Below are 20,533 nucleotides of genomic sequence, written 5' to 3'. Positions count from 1 at the left end.
CTGTCACACATCATAAACACTTTGTTATCCGATATTGATGAGCCTTAAGGTTCGTTTATTCCTATGACTTGTTCAAATGCTATATTAAATTCTTTAACATTAATGTTTAACTTGATTATTCCTTCTTTATCAAGCCCTTTTGTATCTAATTTAAAAGTACCTGTCAGTGCTTCCGAAGTATTACCATCAACTTTCTTATTTATGTCCAATCTAATGTCTCTATCGATTAATCGCTCCTGAATCTCATTACTTATAATTGGTTCAACTGTTTTTAGCGTTATTGATTTATTGGTCCTATTCCATAGATTGAAATGATATGTTACAACTGTAATACCTTCATCTCCTTCGCTCCCTCCCAGTCCAATTGATATCGAGTTTATGTTCAACCCATTCTCAACAGTTTCATCCGTCTTTACACTGTTTGAACTACAACCAGTTAGGGCTAGTAATATTAAAAGAAATAACAAAATTATTGAACGCTTTTGATTCTTCAATTCGGAAACTCCTTTAATTTTTTCTCTTCATCTTGAAGATCCCTATTTGCAAGTTCAAGTGCAATCGCTAGTCTAATCTGTGTATATTTTCTAAGTCCTTTTAAATAGACATTGTCTAGCTGTTTGCTTTCAAATATAGGTTCGTTTCGATTTATTAATTTCTGGAATGTTCCAGCATCACGACGCCCCCCTTTAGATAGCCTTATCTTAGGGAATGGATGTACCTGCTTATCCATTTCACAGAAATATTACGGGCAGATCAAGGGGCACAAGCCCCTCCGCGGGAATATGATATTATACGAAACCAATTCTAATTTAATTTCAACTTGTATATTCTGAAATTTTGTCAAGTGGCCCTCTTGCTATCGCATAAGACTACAGAGGTCTCAATTTGTCTTTCTGGAACATTCCAATAGGTATTTAATAGCTTTTTCTTCTCATCAGGTGATACCATTTTAAAACCATTCTTTAAGTAAAATTTCTTAGCCCATTCAGCTGAGTCCCATGTCCCTATTAAGATCGGTTTATTTGTTAAAGCCACCATATGAGATAAAAGCTTCGTACCTATTCCGCTATTCCGTTGGTTTGTTCGTACATATGCGTGTCTAATTAAACATACATCACCCTTATCTTGAATTCCCATAACTCCTAATAATAGATTTTTTTCTTCAAACCCCCAAAATACTACACCATCGTTCATTTCGCACTTTAGCTCTTCCAATGTCATATAAGGTTCATGATACCTATCGTCAGGAATTACTCCTTTGTATGCCTTTGCTGCATCATTAATAATCTGATACATTACATCCATATCCATGCTTTTACACAATCTAATCACGAAATTGGCCTCCTTATGGTTTGATGTCGTTTTGTAGATGCTAACCCACCACCGGCTTAAAAGCACCCGAAAGGGTGCGGCTGCATGAGCACAGTTAGTTGGTGCGGGGTTACCCGCCTATATCCATAGTCTCTCACGAACTCATTATAAATTGTATTTCATTTTCATTCTTTCATATAACTTATAATCCGTATTTCGATTTACAATCTCTCCAATTAACTCTTTCCATTTGTTTTCAATCCACTTAGGACTTTGTTCTTTCAGAATATCCTCGTTAAATTGACTATCGATATACTCCAAATCTTGTTTAAGCACTCCTATATCCTTAATCAGTTGATTTCTCGATTCTTTTTCTAGCGATACCTTATTCGATAAAATGTCTTCTGTGATTTCGACTCTTATATACGTATACATATCTCTAAACACATTGTAGATTAAATTGGTTGATGATAATTGATCTTCCTTGAAGTCGGAATTCAGAAAGACGAATGATTCTTCACCAACTTTCAAAGATACCGCCACATTTCCTAAGGCATATATGACTGTTTCCTTGGAAGAGCCGTCCTCTAAGCTTTTTATCACATTATCTAAATTGTAGATGGATTCTTTTATACCCATTTGAGTTCCATGATTCAGTTTAACCGTGTATTCAACTTCTTGATTATCTTTGTACGCTTTGAATTGATAGTTGAAGTACATGCTTATTACCAATCCAACCATTAGTATGATTATTGCTATATTTTTTTTCATTGAATCACCTCCTAATAGTGCCTGAACTACGTATATGATAACCCATATTGTTACATTTGCGAAAGGAAATTGGCGAATAAGGGAGATTTATTAGTTTTCTCAAACCCTTATCCAATCGATCCAATGGGCTTTGAATACGCTGAATATATGCAGGGTTGTACAGGACGCGAGTATGCAGTCGAACCTTTCGTTATAGTAATAAAACAAAAAGGTCCTTCTTCATCCCATAGGGAATCCGACGACCTTCCGATGCATTTGGAACATATCAAATTTTCTAAAAGGTAGAACGTATCGCTTCGCCACATCATCTGAATGTCATAACTTCGTGGATTGACATTCAGGCTTTCTACATTACAATCCTGTGCCGATCCATATTGCAATGGCATCTGCATACCACTTTTCGAATATCTCAGCTCAGCATGCTGTGCTCCCTCCGGTCTCTGAAGTCCTCACGGTCAGCTTCCTCCATCCTGTGAATATATCGTCGCAATGCTTCTTTATGCGCCTCCAATTCATCCATTCGGCTGGATGTCCCGTTCAGGAAAGATTGCATTTTGAATCCTAGCGTTGTGGCAGCATTTCCTGCCCAATCTTGCTCCAGTCTACTATGTATTGAACGCATCTTCTGCTCCTGCTGCACTAAGCGCTCCTGCAACTGCTCACATTGCTGAACGGCTCTTCTCAGATCGGATAAAGATACCGATATTCTTCCCATGTCAATTACCTCCCGTTAAGAACGGGTCTGCTTGAACGAAATCTTCGTGCTTGCGTTCAATGTACTCGGCAATCTCGCTGATGGATTCCTGATACCAACGGTTAATTCGTTCCAGTGTCGCCGTAGCTTCGTACGCGATTGACGTGAAGGAATGGCTTTCACTTGTGGAAGTATAAGCCTTGAACATTCGGATGGAAGCTTGTGCATCATTGGAAAACCCGCTCAGACTAAAGCGCATTTCCTTGGCTGCCTGTGCCAATTCCTCCGGCGTTAGTCGGATTGTCCCACCACCTTGACCTGACTTTCCATTGGATACAGCCGCAATCAAGGGAGCCACAAACCCGCCAACGAGGTTTGACAAAGCCATCCGTGATTCCTGATAAGCATTCCAGCGTGGTGAGATGTCAATTTGTTTCCCCGTGGCGCGATCTATAAGTGGACCGACCAAGTTTCCCTGTTCATCAAACTGATACTGGTTCATCGAGTGATATCCTTTGCCTTCTTTTTTGGAAAACGAGTCCATCAATCGAACAATATTACCGACCTGAAACTTGTCCAGATCGATATCAATTGGGAAATTGTATGTGACTAACGGGCCGCTGGGCCCCATCGGACGAATCGGTACCATGAGCTGGAATTGCAGCCTCCAGTTTTGGTACATCGCATTGGCCGAGTCAAAATCCTGGCCTTTGTAGTACGTGCTGCCACATATTGTGCTAAACCACCTCCAAGCGAATGTCCCGTAAGAGAGATACTTGCGTCAGGATATTTTGCTTTGACTTGTTCATAAAGTACTTCCGCCTGATGAAATTGATTGTTCTCCCAATTGATATCGTCCTTAATGGATTGAATAAAACTTTTCTTGAAAATGTTATGATGATTAGGGTCAGTTACGGCATCCTCCAGTTCTCTGGTGCGTCCACCTAAAACATCGAACACGTCTGTTTCGTAATCGGCTGCTCTCCCAAGCCAGCTCCCACCTGGCTCTGTTCCGCGGTAACCGATGACAATCTGATTCGTCTGATTGTTGTGGAGGATGACGGAATCGAAACCCGACACTTTATTGTGGAGCTCGGCACCTTCAGGTTCAATGACCTTCCATTGTGCATAATCTCCCTCTTCTGTAAGCGGTGCTCCGGCAGTAACGTTGTCCTGGTAGGCAAGATCAGATATTTCCTTATACAACTCATCGCTAATGTAATCGTTCCGCATAAATACCTCCTGAATTGAACATTTCGATATGATTATGTAAACTAGTGATATTTCAATCTTTATAGTATATTAATACCAGTCTATGAAAGTAGAGGTGTCCTTTTTGAGAAAACCTTTCTTCCTATTCGTACTCTTAATCATCTCATCTCTCTTACTCGGAGCATGTGCCTCCGAAGAGGAAAAGATGATTGTATCCTCCGCCGAGAATTTCGCTGCAAATTATGTTCTTGAAAAATACGGTGTAGCCGTTCGTTTTACGGAGTATAAATTCTCTCCTCCCGATCTAGCCAAGTCGTTAGGCCTCCATGGCTACATTGAAGGCGATAAGAAAAAGAAGGTATTTGTTTTCGTGAACTACGATCCTTTAAGTATTAAGACACTATCGCTTCCTGAAGGTATATCCAAAAAATCAAATTCCAAATAGAGAGTTGAAGTTATTTTTAAACGATCAATCTATATAAACAATTTGAAAATATAGGGAATATATGGATTGTATCTTTCGTCAATTACTTCTGTCAACGTTCTCCGTAACAATAAAATGAAGAAACAAATGCGACCTACATAATAGAATGATTGTGTTCTTAAGTTAAGATACACCTCTGTTTAAAGAAGTTATCCACTAATTCGATGAATTCTGAATATACAGAAATAGAGGGAGTCACATCAGAACTCCCTCTCATCCCAACAACGCCTGCTCGATTTGATCCACTATCCCATTAATACCTGTTGGCCCATAACAGCCGATCCATGATGCAGCATCAACAGAATGTACACACTGTTGCTCACCCCCATCCAGCATTCTCAAAACCCTCGTCTCTGTCGCAGATATCCCATCCTGCATAAACTCATTACTCAGCAAAAAGTAGTGGCTAGCTTGTACTGCCGGTAATCTCTCAACCGAGATATGATAGGCCGTGTCGGTGGTATCTGCAACAAATAGCGGAACGGGCAGACCCAGATCCCGGTACAACACAGCGCCTGTGCGATGTGCAGCAGAATGGACGCGCACGAGGGAATCCAGTGGACGAATCAATGCCACACTTTTTCCTGCCAGTACAGAGGACAATTCCTCGGATAGCAAAGCTGTTCGACGATGATAATCCGCGATAATCTGCTTGGCCTCTGCTCGCTTGCCTGTCAGTTCACCGAACAGACTTAGAATCGTCTGCCAGTTTTCGTTACGCTTGAACATGAGTACTGGGGCGATTCCACTTAACAGTTCATGGTGCTGATCATGCACCTCGGTGCAAATAATCAGATCCGGCGCAAGTCGCTCTACCGCCGGAAGATCGGGGTATTCATACGTACCAAGTAATGCTGTATTCTTGAGTCCTGACCGGAGTGATTGAGGGAACGTTAACACGGTACTTCCTAGTCCGACACTTCCTACCGGAGGCAAGCCCAGTGCAAGCAAATGATCAGCATATTGCACATCGAGGACAGCGATACGCTGTGGTATTTCGGTGACGGTGTACTCCCCGCGCATATGGCAGATGACCGGGCCTTCGGCTGTTTCATAGGAAGAAGCTGTGCGATGTTGCAACAAGGCATTCGCATAGTCTGCATCTCTTCTCGAAGCGGCGGCATGCCGGTAATGTAGCGGTGGGACGCCATTATATTTTTTAAATGCTCTGCTGAAATAATACATGTCGCGGTAGCCCATTTTTTCAGCAATTTCCCCAATGGACGCATCCGTATTACGCAGCATGCGTGAGGCACTTTCCATACGCAGCTGAATAACGTATTCCATCGGTCCGAGCTGCTTCTCCTGTTTGAAGCGGCGCTGCAGCTGTCTTACACTACAGCCCGCCAGGGCTGCCAGCTCTTTTAGCTCCAAGTTTTGACGATAGTGCGATGTGATATAAGAAGCGACTACATCCACCATGTCGGACTCCGCTCCCCCTTGACCACGTTCATACTCCATGATCAGCTCGTAGATCATTCCTTGGAGTAAAGCGTTGGCATAGAAACGTTCCAGTCCTTCACCGCGGCGCCATTTGGCAACGATTTTTTCGGCGTTTTCGATCCATTCCGCATGGGTTGCCGAGTTTTGAACAAATGACCTGCGCAGCGGATGTTTTCGGTACGAAGGCATAGCAATAGAGGCTCCCTCCATGGAAGAAGCCTTGTATTTGATCACAATATAATGAATGTCCTCTGATCTGGCCGTCAGCGTAAAGGATGATCCCTTCACCACATGACAGGCAAAAGAAGCTCCAATGTGGCAACCCTCGCCATCCATTGCAAGCTCCCCTTCCCCTCCATATGCCAGCAGCAGCACATTTGAAGTTAAATCCGTTTCGTGTAAAACGCTGCCTGTCTGCAAAGTACCGCTATACCCGTCAAGCATCTTGATCGCCGTATCACTCCATAGACTTGTCTGTTCTTGTAGCGGCATTTTTCTCATCTCCTGACAATCGCAAAGGTAAAGTTGTTGCTGTTGTCATTTTAGTTGAGATTCTTTCTCATTGTCAATTTTCGGACATTTGAGACAATATTCGCCTGACATCTGGTAATAGAAACAACAGGTAATTCGCTCGCTTTTGGCAACATGCACATTGTCCTTACAATCGGTGAAGCGGGTTAACGGATTCTTCCTCTCACCAAACACTTCCCCGGATGCCACCTGCGTCAGATATGAAAAGTCCTCACGAATGATCTTACTTTCCTGCTCAGTCTCGGCTTCATCAGGAGCGAATAGTCGGCCGATACGTACCATGATATTCTCCCAGAGAATACTCATCGAAAGTGGCGCAATCGCAGCAAGCGTCTTTAACAGCGGTGTAAGTTGTACTGCAAACATCTCCTCGACCACCTTTTCCCGCCACACTGCCCTGTCTCCCGTTAGTCCTTCAGCCTGAAGTCCATTCACCGCTAGAAAAGGAAATCGTGTGCCGCCCTCATGATCTGAGAGCGCCGGATGATAGAGAAAGCTGTTCTCCAGCTGAAACGAAACATGCTGATGATGAAAAGTCATCGCGGTCACCAGCGGAGCCGTCCACAGATAGCCAATTCGCTTGGCTAACATGGAAGCGGCAACCTTCATGTCAGGAGCATCGATATACTCCTGAAACCAGCTGATGTACTCTCGGCATGCCGCTTCGTCATGCAACTCACTTAGAGCAATGGTACGGACACTATGTTCAGGTGGCTCACCGAGCAAGATCGAATAATCCTCCACTGTCTCTTTCCATAAGTCTGTCGAGAGATATGGGTTCATATTAATTCGATCCGAGCAGGGCTTCCGATGCCTGATCTACAATAAGATTAATCGCAAGAGGTCCGTAATATGCAATCCACAATGTTGAGTTAACGTCATACGTGCGGTTATTTTTCACAGCATCAAGGGACTTCCACACGGGATTACTCACCATCGCCTCTGCCTCTGCCGCAAACAGCTCATCCGACAGCACAAAATAAAGATCTGCCCCAATGTCAGGAACCTTCTCCATCGAGATTTCAACAGAGGTATCATCCTTGATTTCCTTAACGAGTTCAGGCATATTTAAGCCCAAATCCTGATACAGAATGCCGCCTGTACGATGCTCGATCCCATGAACACGAATGCCTTCTTTTCTCGGACGAATCAGGGCTACCGTTTCATCTCCCATTTTCTCTGAAAGCTTCGCCTTCAGTCCAGCAACTTTCTCTTCATAGGCTGTGCGCACTTTCTCCGCCTCGTCCTGCTTGTCTGTAATCTTAGCAACTGTGGCTAACGTATCACGCCAGTCTTCGTAAAAATCAAGTACCAGGGTAGGTGCAATTTTGCTTACACTCTCATACTGTTTCTCCTGGAAATCCGTCATAATAATCAGATCTGGGTCCAAGGCTACAATCGCTTCCAGATTAGGCTCGTCCCGTGTACCCAGAACCTGCACATCACTTGGCTGATCGCCTAAGTACTCTGGAAAATCGGTGTTTCCTCCAGCGATAACACTGCCAGCCGGCTTCTCGCCAACCGCTAACATTTGATCCAGAAATTTAACATCAAGGACTGCAATTCTCTGTGGTTTTTCGTTTAGCGTCAGCTCACCCTTCATGTGTGTGATCGTTACGGGAAAAGCTCCATCTGTCTGTGTTTCTGCATTCGCAGGTGTCTCCGCTGGCGTTGCCGCAGATTGTTTACCGCTATCTGTACCTGTTCCGGCACCGCAAGCCGTCAGGACAAGAATAAGGGCCAACATCAAGCCCATGAATAATCGTGATTTGTGAGCAGCATATGCCTTGCTTCCGGCAGCCTGCCCCTTTGTTCCTTGATTCATGATGAATCCCCCTTATGTATAATACTGATAATGATTTTCATTATCGAAACATAAAGAGAGTATAAACGATCTCTGCATTGCGTTACCATGTACTTTTGCGACATTTGAGCCGGACTAATGCGACATCGTAAGCCGCTTATCCGCCCTTTAATGTTTCAGTGATATATGCTTGCAGTCGGTAAATGTCTGAAAGAAGCTCTTCTTCTTCCGGCGTATTTCCATACTCCCCTAGCCAGCGCGGTGTGCGGATATGCCACTCATCTGTCAGGTATTGCTTTACATCGCGATACTCTACAATATGTCCCAGGAAATATTTCAGTGAGCCGAGGGATTGTTTACTGCTATCATTAATGATGGATTGTGTTTTTTCGATGATTACCTGTAACATGTGTTGGATATGATCTTCTGGATTCTTAGCGTTAATTTCCATCGGTGACCTCCACCTATCTCTACAAAAAAAATGAATTAGTATATTATTTAAATGAGCCTAATATTTCTAAACGTTGAATTCTGTTCTGATTAAATACAATAAATCGATGCCCAATGAGTATTGAGACATCGATTCATATCATCTAATTATGAGGTGAATCATGAATATGCGACCAAACATGAAGTTTAGCATTATTGTTAGCGCAGTTATTATTGTCGTTGTTCCTATTATCATTGGATTTTATATGTTGAACAAGGTTGTCGATCCTGACGAGACAATGGTTACGAGAACTGAAGTTTCTCCTGAGCTTATTACTATAAAAGGTGGATTTGCAGACAGTATTAGCAGATATCACGGCTACTACCTCTCACATCATAACAATTCATTATTCATTCAGATTAAAGGCAGTAAACTTCCTATCGGTGGTAGTAAAGACTTCACAATTTCATTTTCTAATGCTTATGGGAGTGTTGATGAAATCTACTTATTAGGTCCTGGCAACTCTAAGAAAAAGATTTGGCCGAATCCCTGACTTTCATTTGAAATAGATATCATATGATCTGACGCAATCAGCTGCAGTCTCTTAGTCTCTTCTGCTTAGCTTCCTAAATGCCAAGTATTCCTGATCAGACTTCATATAACTTAATATCTTTTCCGCACATGCAACTGAGCTAAGCTCTTCCGTATTTACTTCCAGGTCATATTCATCATAGGAGTAGATGTAGTCGAACTGGGAATGGGCAAGTCCAATCTCGCGATCTCCCCTGCTCTGCTCTCTTCTGGTGAGTTCCTCTTTCGAGCACTGCACGCCTACAAACAATATCGGATAATCCGATAGTAACTCATAAAAATCATTAAACCACTTGTCATTGCTGATGACTGTATCCACGATGACATTCAAACCCATTTCCGAAAACAGCTTAATGGTTGCACAGTACATCGAATTGATGGGGTCGAACAGGATATCTGTCATGACATGGTGCTCTACTTCTCTTGTTGGTTTCATATCTGGGTATGTAGTATCAATGAATTGATCATAATTTTGCAGAAATCGATCTACAGATAGATGATGAAACGGAATGTCTCCCTGATTTTTCATTTCCATCGCAATGCTTGTCTTCCCCGAACTTGACGTTCCGTTCAAAAATATAATGAGTCCTCGTTCCATATTGATCACCCTTATCATTCAAAATCGGAAAACACTGTTCTGCCGAATTACCACTCTCTCCATTCTTCCGTAATATCTTCATCCTCCTGGATGTCTAATCCAGCCAGCCTAGCCGCCCTGTCTATAAAATCAGCCAATTCTTCACGTTCCATCGTCTCAATAAAGTAACCATTGGCCTCATTCATTTCATTAAACCTAAGCACTACTTCCTCTACAGCCTTCATCATGCGCTCAGAATCTTTCGTTTCTTGTAATGCTATTAATTGGTGCAAATATGTATCCAGGGCTTGATCAGACATCAGTAATCTCTCTTCTGTGAAAAGCTCATCTCCGCCTTCAATCATTCTTTCATTCCATAACTTCGTTGGTTTTTGATGAAACAAGTTTTGTAACGTCATTGGAGTCACCCCTTAAAATTCAATTATATCTATACTTTACCTGTAACCAAAATTATGAACAAGCGTTCTCGCTTATTCACTTTAACCCTATTCGCTCCATAGCCTTGTCACGTTCTCTAATTCCATCTCGTCAAATTGTAATCGATAAATGTCCGGTTTCTTGGTTTGATTCATAAAATCCAATCCGTAACTCGAATCAAAGTAGTTCATCATCAACGTCATTACATGTCCGTGTGTGCCGATCGCCACTTTTTTCCCCTTGTATTCTTCTAAAATCTGTTTCAACACGCCCACTGCTCTATCTTGGCAAACCGTGTTCGACTCGCCTCCTGGCAATGCGTAATTGGGGTCATCAAACATCTTCTTCGAAGCAGGCTCGAACTCTTCATCCGCAATCATATCATCTGAAAAATGCCTTTCCCGCAGATCCTCCATGATCTGAATATCTAATTCTAACGCTGCTGCCACACCCTCTAAGGTTAGAATCGCCCTGGCATAAGGACTTGAGACAATGGAATGTATTCCTTCATTCGTTAATATATCCGTTATTCGTTCTGCATTCATCTTGCCCTGTAGGGTAAGCCCCCTCGTTCTTTCCGTTCCTTCCGTATACGGTGACTCCGCATGCCTTACCATATAAACGATGGTCTTCATAGGACCCCCTTGAATTTCTTTTATCAAAATTTACTGCCCTCTTTAATCTATTTCACTTCTTTATCAAGACTTACGTCAAATGATGAAGTTATCGATTTTTGTCTAAAATCATTAGGTATTACTTTAATCTCCACGTTTAGATGTATAGATTCAGGCAGATTCATTTCAGTTATATTCTCATAACCAATGAAGTAATAATGCTTTTCGTCCAGTTCTATCAAACCTCCACCTGTTGAGCCAGAAGTTGAAATCAAATGTCCGTTACGATAAAGCTCACAAGCAATATTATATTCCTCCAAACTAAATCCTTTCACTTCATATCCAACCTTGATTTGATTTTCCGTGTAATCAGCATTTCGTAAACTGATCGCACCGCCATCCACCATTTGGGTTTGAATTGCAATATTTGCTTCGGGCATCTCTGGTTTCTTTAATAGATAGCCTACTTTTAGGTACCATATAACTCCTAATACAATTACAGCAAGTACAATTATAGCAATAATAAACTTCTTCTCTTTTTTATCCATAATCCATACTCCTTACATCGGAACACTCTTAAAATTCTTTTCAAACCTGTGTTTCAAATAATACATTATCCCTGCGCGATCAACATCAGAAAATTGTATTGGATCATCCAACCCACTATCCTAAAAATACCTTGTTAATTCTGTCTCTATCATAATCTAAAATCCAATCGTTATATTCTCTATAGGTATCCACTAGCTCTTCCCTTGATGCTGAAATAACATCGCAACCTCTATCATCATAGATATGAAATATCGTTTTCTTACTTATATTAATGAAATACACCCTATGATATATCTTTGGCTTAATTCCAACATCATGATTACATATAGCTTTGATTAACTGATTATATCTCAAGTCCTCAACTCTACATTTAGTCCAGTACCTATACATGTTGTTCCTTGGGTCTGAGATGTCGTCCGTTTCACAATCCAAACCTGGAAATATCTCAAGGCTCAAGGCTCTAATCGGCCCTTTCTTCTTGATATATTTTCTGTACAGGTTCAATTTCTTCGCTTTGTGTTTGGGCTTATCTGCAAAATAAGCTTGAGTTATTAATAGGATTTCATCTTCTTGATCATGAAGAGCCTTAAATAATTCAATTGATCGCTGATAAACTTGTTCCATGTAATGCTCCGTATTCGTTCCAAACATCAGTGGATTGCCAAGTTCGAATCGTATTGCAGCATCCCAATTATAAAAAAGAGGCGGCTCTAAGATCAGGTTTGGAAAATGCTCTGCCAGGTACGTCTTCAGATCCATTCTGTGACCTCCAAGTTCACTTTAAAGATGAATGCCAGATTAAAGAAGGTATCCGTCTCTTCAAAGGTTTGCGGTTTGATATTCAGATCTTTCAATAATTGGGTTACTCAATCCTCCAACGCTTTTTCAGAAAAATTAACCCCAGAACATTCCGTTATGACCTTCGTCCACGATCTTGAGCTGTGTTTCAAAATCTTCGTTCGGTTCAATATCATCGATGAAATGCCACTTGCCTTTACTGTCCTGCCAATACACTTTCCATACCTTCTCACCCAATCTAAATTGTGCTACCGGCATCTGTACCCATTGATCGCTTTGAAAGGCTTGTCTTTCTTCAATCAACGTCACATGGTTTCCTCTGATTTTATAACTAATCTTTATCTGACTTTTCACATGCTCAGGTACTACATTTCCAGTGTAATGGTCCATAATCTTTTCAATGCGTTTCTTCGTAAAATCATCCATTGCTCTCTAGCTCTCCTACCTTGATCCGTTTTGCTTTGATTATATCATGATGTTTTCTCCGATTTAAATGATGCTTTACTTGTAAAAGAAACCGGGACGCGGCTTGTGCAATGGCAAGCCACGTGAGGTTGAGGTGCTGTCATCACGACCACACTTCCGTGATGACAGCACTTGGTGCATCCACCGTTGCTACGCTGCGTGATGCACGCCAAAAAGCGCCACAACCCCATAGCCGTGGCGCTTCCCATAGGCGCAGCAGCTCTCGGGGAGAGCGCCGTGTCAATGATCGCGGTGCATCCCCCTAGGTAGCTGATTAAAAATTATGTTATACGATGTCAACGACTTCTTCGCAAGTGCATTCATTTTAGACTTTCAAATGCATGAATACGTGTTAGAGCCCAGCTCCCTTGCGATCGCTCGTGAGTTTTTGCCCTGCTGGTGGAGGATTTCTTGCTACGTTTGATTATGCTAAGATGTGTGTAGCTCATGGTGGATTTTCTCCTTGTGTGAATGGGGGGTGAGAACTTTCATTTTACACAAATCCGGCCATGGGCCCTTTTTTATTTATTTCCAGTAGGTGTCGCACTTCATATTACAATTCGTCACAAGAAAAAATCACTTTTGGAGAGCCTTATAATCTTAATTATGATTCAGGAACTAAAGTGTCAATTATAGTAAGTGTGATTGTAGCTATTCTCGCAACACTTGGCTCCAATACAAAGAACGGAAACGTTCAATGGGTACCGATTAGAATTGAAGGAGATGGAAGAAATGATACTGATTTTTGCATAATTGGAGCATATAATACTTGGCTTCTTAACTAAGGCTATGTAGAAACAGTCCACTCAATATATAGTTAAGATAAATTGACGCCAATTGATGTTAGCTTCAACTACTTATTCAAAGGAGATATGATGTATAGAAAACTAATAATTTTTGCTTGTCTGATAGAAGTGTCTTTTTTAATTTTTTTACAATATCGTTACAATAATGTTTTGGATGGGATTTCTTTTATTGGAGTGCTAGTTTTTTTCATGGTGTTGAGTTATTTCTTAAGCAAAAAACGTAAAGAAATAGCACTTTTTTCACAAACACTCTCTTTGATATTTATTCTAATTTATGTAATCACAACACTTCCTCAATACACGTATGAAAGTGCGGTAGATAAGGTCACTCAGAACTTAGAAGAACCTTATGTGATTAATAAGCAGAAGAATACGTTAATAAAAAATGAATCTAATGAAATAAAAAAAGGCTATATGTTTTCTGTGGTAAAAAATTCAAAAGTAAATTCATACGTTTTTGATCCGTGGACTGGTATCTATCACGAAGTACGAGATTGAGGTAAGGCTGGCTACTAAGTTAAATTGATGTAGAGATTGCTATTCCTCATTCTCTTCATATTTATTATTATTTCAGCTAACGTTACTATATTCACGACACCGAGAGACTTAAGGCCACGAATTGGCCGGGTCCGATAGGACTTAGCCTCGCAGATGTGTCCGCCTGAACACACTTCCCCGAAATACCGCTGGCGAACCAAGGGGCTGTAGGACCAGCAAGTGAATACATTGTTATATGATGTCAGTGCGCTTCTTGAAACCACTCACAAATTCATCTTTTCCATTCGTCCGGGACAGTTAAGCATACAGCTGGAATGACACATTTGTTAGCTTCAATATATTCTGTTGGTGTATAACAAAATGGTACTTTAAGTATGGTATCAATCTTATCAAGAGTCTTATCGTTTATTGAATATATTAATTGCGTATCATGGTTTTTCATAATAGAAACTGTTTCTTTTTTATTTACTTCATATGATTCGTTTTGTAATTCACTGAACCAGCCTTCATAATATTCTGATACCGGCCCCCCCATACCATGTGGGCATTCTGAAGATTCGTTATTTGGATTTACATAGCACCACCAAGTAACATCAGAAACAAAAATACCTATTGTTGAAAGATCCTTTACAAACTTTCGTAAATTATCTTTCATAACTATGCAGTCAATATATCCATTACCAACGGGTTGGACTTTATATTCATGGATTGAAGATTCTAACCGTTTAACAATGTCTTCCTTATACGTTCTTAAGTAGTCAAAATACTTCATTGAAGCACTTCCTTAATAAATGTTTTGCACTGATTTCTTATAACGTTCCTGTATTCACGACCCGGCGTATGCCGGACCCAAAGTGTATGCCCGCAACGTGAATATGATGTTTTACGCCGTTTATAAGAGGCTCGTGTTCCTCGGACCGGAGATTTGCCGATGGCTTCATTCAGATTCCTGCTCACGCGGGACACCCCTGCCTTAAGTTATGGCTTACTTTTACCCTCACCATTCGGGACTTAATCCTTGATATAGAATACATGCTCAACGCACAATCAAAATTTAAGAGGATTGTTGTCCTCCATTTAATTCGCAATAGACAAATATGTATTAATGACATGCACAATACCAAAAAGTACTGTTGGTATAATAGCCAGATAATTTTGAAGCCAAATCTCAGCTAATATAAAATATACTACCGGGAGAACGGACATCCCCAAAAAAATAATCGAGTTTGCGTTGCCTGTAAAATACAATATCCATAGCCCATAATAAAAAATCAACATTATTGCCATACCAATTATATACGGACATCGCATTTCCGATGCTTGTTTTTTTACAACAAATATCAGAAGAAATAAAAATATCACCTGACTTCCGTGCTCCAAAACATCTAAAATCGAATGGCTATTTGCATTATTTCCTGATATATCTGACGCAGGAATTAAAAAATAAAATATATTTGGTATCATTGGCAACAAAAAGATGATCAGACCCTTCCATGAAAAACCAAAATGATAATTCATTTGATCCTCTCTTTCGCATAATAGAAATATTCTTTAGTTTGCACTTTATTATGAATCCGCTCCTCTGGTATTCCTCTTGATGACCAAGGAGCATAACTAACGATGTGGAAATTTATTGTTATATGGTCCCCTTCTAATATTCCGTTCATCCTAGTTTTCAACTGCTACGTTGTAAATGTATTCTTTCACCTGTATTTGTTATTAATTGGTTTCATGGTTTAACATACTTAAGGGATTGCGTATACGTTTGTGTATCTACGAACCCACACCGACTTAAAGTCCGAAGGGCTGCCCGCGATACGGTTAGTCGGTGCAGAGTTGTCTGCTGAATTCACTTCTTCGGAGTCCATCTTGCAGACCAAGGGGCTATGCCCCGCAGTGTAGGTACGATGTTATAAGATGTTTCCGCCATATTGATTAACCTCTCAAACTATCTTGATAGATATTTAATTATTTCTGTATTTACTTCTTTTGATTGTTCGTGGTTTATTGCATGTCCTGCTTGTTTGACTATCTTATAGTTTAATTGATTATCCTTTAGTTTGTTTATTGACTTTGGATAATTACTCAATATATCTTGTTCCCCAATTAAGAATAAGGATTTATCTCTGATCGATTCGATTTGTCTATTATTAAATATAGTTAATTTATGTTCCACCATTGACTTGTTATTGAAATATTTAAGTAGATAATACCAGTGCTTCATGAGCTCCGTATTATTCTCGATTACAGAATAGTTAGGTCCACTCAACTTCCTCAATAGTTTCTTGCAATTAGTTTCAGTCGGAAATAAAGCTTCTGGCAAGAATGCTTTCATCATTTTGAACATCACTTCCATCTGGCTACTAGCAACCCCACTAGCCATACAAACAATCTTTTTAACTTTGGATGGCCTCATTATTGCATAATGATAGGCCAAATATGCTCCATATGATACCCCGGCAATATGGGTTGTTTCTATCCTTAATGATTCTAGTAATTCATCAAGCCAAGCAGTCTGGTCAAATTGTTTATAGTATTTTCCATTCGGCTCACTCTTACCAGATCCACCTATTGCATCTATTGCTATAACATAGAAACTCTCAGATAGCTGTTGAATATTATAGATCCACATCATGGCTGAATTATCCGCCGTTCCATGAAGTAATAATATTGTAGGATTAGTTGGGGAACCTGCTGTTATAACATGGGTACTTCCAAAAGATGATATTATGTCTCTTTGTACATGGACGACATTCCATGTTGTTAACAACTTCTCATAAGATTCATAGATTAGATTTTGACCTTCTTTTGTTCTGTATCTTTGCAATAGTTCTCACTCCTAACTGTTTGGTCACTATGTATTGCGGCTATTTCTTATAACGTTTTGTGTTCACGAGCCCGAAAGGCTTACGCTGCCGATCAGTTAAGCGAAGCGATTGATTCTTGCCGGGTGGCTCCGCCACTTAGCCTTGCAGGGTTGTCTGGCTGATTCAGCTTCCTAGCTTCTCAACTCCTGTCGCACTGAGGAGCGAATGCCCGATGCGTGAATATTATGTTAGATGATGGCCCCTACTTCTTCGAATTACTACATAGAAATCGTGCTTGCTCTATAAAACCAGTTTTGCAAAAATATCGCCATCTTCATCTAACTCCCCTGTTGCTACAAAACCAAGAGAAGAATAAAGTTTCCTTGCTACCGTATTCTCGGGTCCATAAACAATCACGACTTCTGAGGCCTTTCCATGCGGGAAAGTCCGAAGTAAATCAATTGCCTTTTCTATTGCTTCTCTACCATATCCTTTTCGCTGATATTGTTTATCTATCATAAACCTATATATGTCATAATAATTTTCAGAACCTTCACTTTCAGAAACGATATATGACATTGCAATAAATCCAACCACCTTATCATTCCAACAAATCGCATATGGCATTGGAATAAAGCTACTCTTATTTGTTATAACAACATACAATTCCGCAAGAGTATATATAGTAGATGCTACAAATCTGCCTTGATCTTCCTCAACTCTTAAGTCCAGACATTCTGAAAAATTATCAAATGTTATTTTCCTAAGTTCTATCATTTTTGTTTCCCCCTTAAAATTGAAATGCACTCAAAAGTACTTGTTAGTCTTTATTGATTTTAAAGCTTTCATCTAACGTTCCTGTATTCACGACCTAGCGAACGCTAGGTGTCCGGCGAATGCCGGGCCAAGGACGAATGTCCGCAGCGTGAATATTATGTTAGCTGATGTCACTGCCTTCCCGAGAAGCTTTCAACAATATTTAAAAAATCACTAACTTACCTGAAGGCCATTTCCCTTCCCATCCACAAGGCAGATGACCTATAGAATAGATATATATTATTTGTTCCGAGTAAAATCTATTATATTTTTTTCTCATCTTACTTAAATAACTGTATTCCATAATTATATTTAAGATAGCCCATCTAACACATTCACTGAATACATCCTCTAGTTGGAACTCATTTCGAGTTCTATCCAGTTGCTCGCTTAACATCGTATTGATAATTATCTTTGCTTCTTTGACTATGGCATTCCAATGTAAATACTCTTTCGAAAAATTATTATGTAAATACAAAGTCAACTGATTCCTGGCCTTCAAAGTTGTTTCTTCCCATTCTCGAGAATTATAATGTTCAGACGCTTCAACCCAAGAATTAGTATATATTACGGTATCACTTTGATAATCTCTTATTCCACATTTACTAAACCACTGAATTTGATATAGCATTTTTATTATTTCTTGGTTGATCTCCACGTAATAGTTCCCTCAAAATATTGATTTTGCAGTGATTTCGCCTAACGTTCCTGTATTCACGATCCGACGCATGTCGGGTGTCCGGCGAATGCCGGATCAAGGACGAATGTCCGCAGCGTGAATATTATGTTAGGCGAAGTTAATCGGCCTTTAAAATAACCAAAACATTTTACTTGTTTTGACTTTGTAATATAATGATACAAGAACCATGATTAAGGGAGGGTTAAATATCACAAATAATTTAAGTAGAGACTACGTGTGGGAATGTGACTATGGTGTAAGAAAACCTGTAATAGTTGCTTTAGAAAAACTCATGCTGGAACAAAATCCATCATCACTCCAGATGGTTAATATTTTCACAAACTCGAACCCATATTGCTTAGAATTTTTTGTTGTAATAGGATATGATAATCCGTTAGAAGGCCACATTAATGACATGAAAGAATTAATGTTTAATGCAGGACTTCGCTACAGATCAGATATTACTATGAATGAATTATTTACTGAAATGGGTAACAGAAGATTTAACAGTTTTACTTTAATGGATGAAGTCCCTATAGAAGAACAATTTTCGTTTTTATTTCATTTTCCTGAGAAAGAAGAATTAGAAAGTATGGGCTACCAATTCGGAACTGCTCTAGGAAATCAATTACCTGTCTTTCTAAGCCATGCATCCAAAGATAAATCAGAAATTGAAGATTTAATACCTTATCTCACTGGAGCAGGATTACCAGTATGGTTTGACAAAATAAACATTGATTATGGTGAATCCATAACAAAAGCCATCCAAAGCGGAATCAAAAAATCACAAGCAGTTATCTTTTGGATCACAAATGATTTTTTAAATTCTAACTGGTGTGATACTGAATTAACGACCTTTTTAAGTAGACATTCTTCAAGAAAAGATGTGCTCATAATATCAGTTGTTAACCACGATGTAGCACCTGAAAGACTAGAACTATTTTTGAATGACTTAAAGTATTTTGTTCGTGAAAGTAATATGCATATTGAAAAAATTGCAAATGAGATTGTTCCCTCATTAAAAAGATACGTAGAGAAATTAAAGTAATAATTTGATGACTTACAAAAACTAAGCGTTTAGTAAGTCATCTTTTTTTCTAAGAAATTTCGTCTAACATCTAATTTATGCACTTCGTAAATACCACAGATCCCGCCTGATATCCGAACTACGTCTATGATAACCGATGCTGTGGTATTTGCGAAGAAGAATTTGGTGAAAAAGGTAGATTTATAGGAGCACTTACTCTCCCAGATCCAAACGATCCAGCGGGCTCTGAATACGCTGGATATTTTTCGTACTCACATGTGTATATCGCTGAGTTGTTCGTGCACTCGTGTGTCCAAGTAGCTCCTGAATGTAGCGCAGGTCTGTTCCGTTTTTCCAGTAAGTGCGTAGCGAAGGAGTGCCTTAAGGCATGAATACTAACCTTTTTTACAATGCCTGCGCGTTGTCTAGCTTCTTCAAAAACCTTCTGTACGCTGCGCTCGGTAAGATGCCGATCCGAAGATTGTCCCGGGAATAACCAACGATTGGGTCTATACTCAGTAATGTATTCCTGCACAATTTTCCAAGCTAGGTTGGAGAGAAGAGTTCTCCGATCCTTCTGACCTTTTCCCTGCCGTACAATAAGTGTCTGACGCTCAATATCCAGATCGCTGCATTGAAGACGAACGACTTCGCCAACACGTAGACCAGTAGAATACGTAAGAAACAGAATAGTCTTATGCTTTAGATTGGTTACAGATTTGAGCAATCGAGCAACTTCTTTTTCTGACATGACTTTAGGTAATTTTATCTGCTTTTTGGGACGAATATACTGGATATCTGTAGGATGATGGAGTACATGTTTGCAATAGAAGCGAATTGCGCTGATCGTCTGATTCACGTTTGAATGGGAGATCCCTTGCTCTAGCAAAACTAAACAATAAGTCTGCACATTGGATGCAGTCATATCTGTACTTTCACGAGGAACGCTCCTTAGAAAACGTTCGACCTGATTACAATACGCTTTAATCGTTTTGCGGCTGTATCCTCGTAATGTTAATGCCTTCTGTAACGGCTCTTTGCTCCATGCATTACTTCCCTTGCTAGTTTTCCATTGCTGTAGATCCTCGCTTTCCACCCACAACTCCGAGGCAATCTGGACATCTTCTGAATCAAATTGATTCATGAACTCCTTTATAGCAGATGTGGTGTAAGGGATGATCCACACTT

At 40.1% G+C, this 20,533-nt stretch carries 29 protein-coding genes and 1 pseudogene; 6 read left to right on the top strand and 24 right to left on the bottom strand.

The window, feature by feature from the left end:
* Window positions 1–44: 44 nt before the first annotated feature.
* The 7 genes from MHI52_RS08100 to MHI52_RS08070 form a co-directional block, all read right to left on the bottom strand.
* The gene (locus MHI52_RS08100; protein WP_339286131.1) at window positions 45–494 is read right to left on the bottom strand and encodes a hypothetical protein; all 450 of its coding nucleotides are present in this window, start codon (window positions 492–494) and stop codon (window positions 45–47) included.
* The gene (locus MHI52_RS08095) at window positions 491–730 is read right to left on the bottom strand and encodes a hypothetical protein (RefSeq protein WP_405158815.1); all 240 of its coding nucleotides are present in this window, start codon (window positions 728–730) and stop codon (window positions 491–493) included. The genes MHI52_RS08100 and MHI52_RS08095 overlap by 4 nt, the downstream gene beginning before the upstream one ends.
* A 110-nt stretch (window positions 731–840) precedes the next feature.
* Entirely contained in the window at window positions 841–1,311 is a 471-nt protein-coding gene (locus MHI52_RS08090; RefSeq protein WP_405158814.1) for a GNAT family N-acetyltransferase, read from the bottom strand.
* A 165-nt stretch (window positions 1,312–1,476) separates the two neighbouring features.
* Window positions 1,477–2,082, bottom strand: a complete 606-nt coding sequence (locus tag MHI52_RS08085; RefSeq protein ID WP_405158813.1) for an oxidoreductase — start codon at window positions 2,080–2,082, stop codon at window positions 1,477–1,479.
* Window positions 2,083–2,491: 409 nt separating this feature from the next.
* Entirely contained in the window at window positions 2,492–2,797 is a 306-nt protein-coding gene (locus MHI52_RS08080) for a WXG100 family type VII secretion target (protein WP_024633865.1), read from the bottom strand.
* 1 nt (window position 2,798) lies between these two features.
* Entirely contained in the window at window positions 2,799–3,458 is a 660-nt protein-coding gene (locus tag MHI52_RS08075; protein ID WP_405158812.1) for a hypothetical protein, read from the bottom strand.
* Window positions 3,386–4,009 (bottom strand): lipase family protein, encoded by a 624-nt coding sequence (locus MHI52_RS08070; protein WP_405158811.1) that lies wholly within the window; start codon window positions 4,007–4,009, stop codon window positions 3,386–3,388. The genes MHI52_RS08075 and MHI52_RS08070 overlap by 73 nt, the downstream gene beginning before the upstream one ends.
* Before the next feature lie 103 nt (window positions 4,010–4,112).
* Here MHI52_RS08070 and MHI52_RS08065 point away from each other — a divergent pair, with 103 nt between their 5' ends.
* Entirely contained in the window at window positions 4,113–4,433 is a 321-nt protein-coding gene (locus tag MHI52_RS08065) for a hypothetical protein (protein WP_405158810.1), read from the top strand.
* A 252-nt stretch (window positions 4,434–4,685) separates the two neighbouring features.
* Here MHI52_RS08065 and MHI52_RS08060 read toward each other — a convergent pair whose 3' ends face one another.
* The 4 genes from MHI52_RS08060 to MHI52_RS08045 all read right to left on the bottom strand — a co-directional run bounded on the left by MHI52_RS08060 (window position 4,686) and on the right by MHI52_RS08045 (window position 8,701).
* Entirely contained in the window at window positions 4,686–6,407 is a 1,722-nt protein-coding gene (locus MHI52_RS08060; protein WP_405158809.1) for a helix-turn-helix domain-containing protein, read from the bottom strand.
* A gap of 45 nt (window positions 6,408–6,452) precedes the next feature.
* A complete protein-coding gene (locus MHI52_RS08055; protein WP_036610604.1) occupies window positions 6,453–7,229 on the bottom strand; it encodes an IucA/IucC family C-terminal-domain containing protein in 777 nt (258 codons plus the stop codon).
* A 1-nt stretch (window position 7,230) separates the two neighbouring features.
* Window positions 7,231–8,271 (bottom strand): ABC transporter substrate-binding protein, encoded by a 1,041-nt coding sequence (locus tag MHI52_RS08050; RefSeq protein WP_405158808.1) that lies wholly within the window; start codon window positions 8,269–8,271, stop codon window positions 7,231–7,233.
* 136 nt (window positions 8,272–8,407) lie between these two features.
* Window positions 8,408–8,701, bottom strand: coding sequence for a hypothetical protein (locus MHI52_RS08045; RefSeq protein ID WP_405158807.1), 294 nt, complete (start codon window positions 8,699–8,701; stop codon window positions 8,408–8,410).
* 160 nt (window positions 8,702–8,861) lie between these two features.
* On the opposite strand from MHI52_RS08045, the gene MHI52_RS08040 reads away from it, so the two are divergent.
* Entirely contained in the window at window positions 8,862–9,233 is a 372-nt protein-coding gene (locus MHI52_RS08040; RefSeq protein ID WP_127544077.1) for a hypothetical protein, read from the top strand.
* A gap of 51 nt (window positions 9,234–9,284) precedes the next feature.
* On the opposite strand, the gene MHI52_RS08035 is transcribed toward MHI52_RS08040, so the two are convergent.
* From MHI52_RS08035 to MHI52_RS08010, 6 genes are all read right to left on the bottom strand, one after another.
* Entirely contained in the window at window positions 9,285–9,869 is a 585-nt protein-coding gene (locus tag MHI52_RS08035) for a chloramphenicol phosphotransferase CPT family protein (protein ID WP_127544079.1), read from the bottom strand.
* 47 nt (window positions 9,870–9,916) lie between these two features.
* Window positions 9,917–10,267: a hypothetical protein gene (locus MHI52_RS08030; protein ID WP_076251666.1), complete on the bottom strand. Its 351-nt coding sequence runs from the start codon at window positions 10,265–10,267 to the stop codon at window positions 9,917–9,919.
* 87 nt (window positions 10,268–10,354) lie between these two features.
* Complete coding sequence (locus MHI52_RS08025) at window positions 10,355–10,921, bottom strand: histidine phosphatase family protein (protein WP_405158806.1); 567 nt, start codon at window positions 10,919–10,921, stop codon at window positions 10,355–10,357.
* A gap of 47 nt (window positions 10,922–10,968) precedes the next feature.
* Entirely contained in the window at window positions 10,969–11,448 is a 480-nt protein-coding gene (locus tag MHI52_RS08020; protein WP_405158805.1) for a hypothetical protein, read from the bottom strand.
* Between the two features lie 115 nt (window positions 11,449–11,563).
* On the bottom strand, window positions 11,564–12,208 hold the full coding sequence (locus MHI52_RS08015) for a DUF3885 domain-containing protein (RefSeq protein ID WP_339286111.1): 645 nt from the start codon (window positions 12,206–12,208) through the stop codon (window positions 11,564–11,566).
* A 135-nt stretch (window positions 12,209–12,343) separates the two neighbouring features.
* Window positions 12,344–12,673, bottom strand: a complete 330-nt coding sequence (locus MHI52_RS08010) for a DUF3024 domain-containing protein (protein ID WP_405158804.1) — start codon at window positions 12,671–12,673, stop codon at window positions 12,344–12,346.
* 158 nt (window positions 12,674–12,831) lie between these two features.
* Between MHI52_RS08010 and MHI52_RS08005 the strand changes: the two genes are divergently transcribed.
* The 3 genes from MHI52_RS08005 to MHI52_RS07995 all read left to right on the top strand — a co-directional run bounded on the left by MHI52_RS08005 (window position 12,832) and on the right by MHI52_RS07995 (window position 14,016).
* Entirely contained in the window at window positions 12,832–12,978 is a 147-nt protein-coding gene (locus tag MHI52_RS08005; RefSeq protein WP_405158803.1) for a hypothetical protein, read from the top strand.
* 243 nt (window positions 12,979–13,221) lie between these two features.
* Window positions 13,222–13,497, top strand: a complete 276-nt coding sequence (locus MHI52_RS08000) for a hypothetical protein (RefSeq protein WP_405158802.1) — start codon at window positions 13,222–13,224, stop codon at window positions 13,495–13,497.
* Between the two features lie 87 nt (window positions 13,498–13,584).
* Complete coding sequence (locus tag MHI52_RS07995) at window positions 13,585–14,016, top strand: hypothetical protein (protein ID WP_405158801.1); 432 nt, start codon at window positions 13,585–13,587, stop codon at window positions 14,014–14,016.
* A 271-nt stretch (window positions 14,017–14,287) separates the two neighbouring features.
* Here MHI52_RS07995 and MHI52_RS07990 read toward each other — a convergent pair whose 3' ends face one another.
* The 5 genes from MHI52_RS07990 to MHI52_RS07970 all read right to left on the bottom strand — a co-directional run bounded on the left by MHI52_RS07990 (window position 14,288) and on the right by MHI52_RS07970 (window position 18,297).
* Window positions 14,288–14,788, bottom strand: a complete 501-nt coding sequence (locus tag MHI52_RS07990; protein ID WP_282318954.1) for a hypothetical protein — start codon at window positions 14,786–14,788, stop codon at window positions 14,288–14,290.
* Between the two features lie 305 nt (window positions 14,789–15,093).
* Window positions 15,094–15,534: a hypothetical protein gene (locus MHI52_RS07985; protein ID WP_405158800.1), complete on the bottom strand. Its 441-nt coding sequence runs from the start codon at window positions 15,532–15,534 to the stop codon at window positions 15,094–15,096.
* Between the two features lie 430 nt (window positions 15,535–15,964).
* Window positions 15,965–16,843, bottom strand: coding sequence for an alpha/beta fold hydrolase (locus MHI52_RS07980; RefSeq protein ID WP_282318956.1), 879 nt, complete (start codon window positions 16,841–16,843; stop codon window positions 15,965–15,967).
* A gap of 280 nt (window positions 16,844–17,123) precedes the next feature.
* On the bottom strand, window positions 17,124–17,600 hold the full coding sequence (locus MHI52_RS07975) for a GNAT family N-acetyltransferase (RefSeq protein ID WP_282318957.1): 477 nt from the start codon (window positions 17,598–17,600) through the stop codon (window positions 17,124–17,126).
* A gap of 202 nt (window positions 17,601–17,802) precedes the next feature.
* The gene (locus MHI52_RS07970; protein ID WP_405158799.1) at window positions 17,803–18,297 is read right to left on the bottom strand and encodes a hypothetical protein; all 495 of its coding nucleotides are present in this window, start codon (window positions 18,295–18,297) and stop codon (window positions 17,803–17,805) included.
* Window positions 18,298–18,505: 208 nt separating this feature from the next.
* On the opposite strand from MHI52_RS07970, the gene MHI52_RS07965 reads away from it, so the two are divergent.
* On the top strand, window positions 18,506–19,366 hold the full coding sequence (locus MHI52_RS07965) for a toll/interleukin-1 receptor domain-containing protein (protein WP_405158798.1): 861 nt from the start codon (window positions 18,506–18,508) through the stop codon (window positions 19,364–19,366).
* Between the two features lie 192 nt (window positions 19,367–19,558).
* On the opposite strand, the gene MHI52_RS07960 is transcribed toward MHI52_RS07965, so the two are convergent.
* Entirely contained in the window at window positions 19,559–19,675 is a 117-nt protein-coding gene (locus MHI52_RS07960; RefSeq protein ID WP_405159370.1) for a hypothetical protein, read from the bottom strand.
* Between the two features lie 91 nt (window positions 19,676–19,766).
* Window positions 19,767–20,489 (bottom strand): annotated as a pseudogene (locus MHI52_RS07955) (tyrosine-type recombinase/integrase); the annotation flags it as partial.
* Window positions 20,490–20,533: the final 44 nt, after the last annotated feature.

Source organism: Paenibacillus sp. FSL H8-0283, assembly GCF_045040675.1.
Taxonomy (GTDB): Bacteria; Bacillota; Bacilli; order Paenibacillales; family Paenibacillaceae; genus Paenibacillus; species Paenibacillus amylolyticus.
Note: the sequence above shows the minus strand (reverse complement) of the source record. Positions and strands in the feature narration are given on the sequence as shown.

Bases quoted from the DNA above. Each gene is read 5' to 3' on its own strand.
- MHI52_RS08035 (WP_127544079.1), bottom strand. From the start codon at position 9,869: ATGGAACGAGGACTCATTATATTTTTGAACGGAACGTCAAGTTCGGGG.
- MHI52_RS07965 (WP_405158798.1), top strand. From the start codon at position 18,506: ATGATTAAGGGAGGGTTAAATATCACAAATAATTTAAGTAGAGACTAC.
- MHI52_RS08055 (WP_036610604.1), bottom strand. From the start codon at position 7,229: ATGAACCCATATCTCTCGACAGACTTATGGAAAGAGACAGTGGAGGAT.
- MHI52_RS08095 (WP_405158815.1), bottom strand. From the start codon at position 730: ATGGATAAGCAGGTACATCCATTCCCTAAGATAAGGCTATCTAAAGGG.
- MHI52_RS08075 (WP_405158812.1), bottom strand. From the start codon at position 3,458: ATGTACCAAAACTGGAGGCTGCAATTCCAGCTCATGGTACCGATTCGT.
- MHI52_RS08040 (WP_127544077.1), top strand. From the start codon at position 8,862: ATGAATATGCGACCAAACATGAAGTTTAGCATTATTGTTAGCGCAGTT.
- MHI52_RS08030 (WP_076251666.1), bottom strand. From the start codon at position 10,267: ATGACGTTACAAAACTTGTTTCATCAAAAACCAACGAAGTTATGGAAT.
- MHI52_RS08070 (WP_405158811.1), bottom strand. From the start codon at position 4,009: ATGCGGAACGATTACATTAGCGATGAGTTGTATAAGGAAATATCTGAT.
- MHI52_RS08010 (WP_405158804.1), bottom strand. From the start codon at position 12,673: ATGGATGATTTTACGAAGAAACGCATTGAAAAGATTATGGACCATTAC.
- MHI52_RS08025 (WP_405158806.1), bottom strand. From the start codon at position 10,921: ATGAAGACCATCGTTTATATGGTAAGGCATGCGGAGTCACCGTATACG.
- MHI52_RS08050 (WP_405158808.1), bottom strand. From the start codon at position 8,271: ATGAATCAAGGAACAAAGGGGCAGGCTGCCGGAAGCAAGGCATATGCT.
- MHI52_RS08060 (WP_405158809.1), bottom strand. From the start codon at position 6,407: ATGCCGCTACAAGAACAGACAAGTCTATGGAGTGATACGGCGATCAAG.
- MHI52_RS07995 (WP_405158801.1), top strand. From the start codon at position 13,585: ATGATGTATAGAAAACTAATAATTTTTGCTTGTCTGATAGAAGTGTCT.
- MHI52_RS08000 (WP_405158802.1), top strand. From the start codon at position 13,222: ATGGGCCCTTTTTTATTTATTTCCAGTAGGTGTCGCACTTCATATTAC.
- MHI52_RS07985 (WP_405158800.1), bottom strand. From the start codon at position 15,534: ATGAATTATCATTTTGGTTTTTCATGGAAGGGTCTGATCATCTTTTTG.
- MHI52_RS08080 (WP_024633865.1), bottom strand. From the start codon at position 2,797: ATGGGAAGAATATCGGTATCTTTATCCGATCTGAGAAGAGCCGTTCAG.
- MHI52_RS07990 (WP_282318954.1), bottom strand. From the start codon at position 14,788: ATGAAGTATTTTGACTACTTAAGAACGTATAAGGAAGACATTGTTAAA.
- MHI52_RS08015 (WP_339286111.1), bottom strand. From the start codon at position 12,208: ATGGATCTGAAGACGTACCTGGCAGAGCATTTTCCAAACCTGATCTTA.
- MHI52_RS08090 (WP_405158814.1), bottom strand. From the start codon at position 1,311: ATGGATATGGATGTAATGTATCAGATTATTAATGATGCAGCAAAGGCA.
- MHI52_RS07975 (WP_282318957.1), bottom strand. From the start codon at position 17,600: ATGATAGAACTTAGGAAAATAACATTTGATAATTTTTCAGAATGTCTG.
- MHI52_RS08020 (WP_405158805.1), bottom strand. From the start codon at position 11,448: ATGGATAAAAAAGAGAAGAAGTTTATTATTGCTATAATTGTACTTGCT.
- MHI52_RS08085 (WP_405158813.1), bottom strand. From the start codon at position 2,082: ATGAAAAAAAATATAGCAATAATCATACTAATGGTTGGATTGGTAATA.
- MHI52_RS08045 (WP_405158807.1), bottom strand. From the start codon at position 8,701: ATGGAAATTAACGCTAAGAATCCAGAAGATCATATCCAACACATGTTA.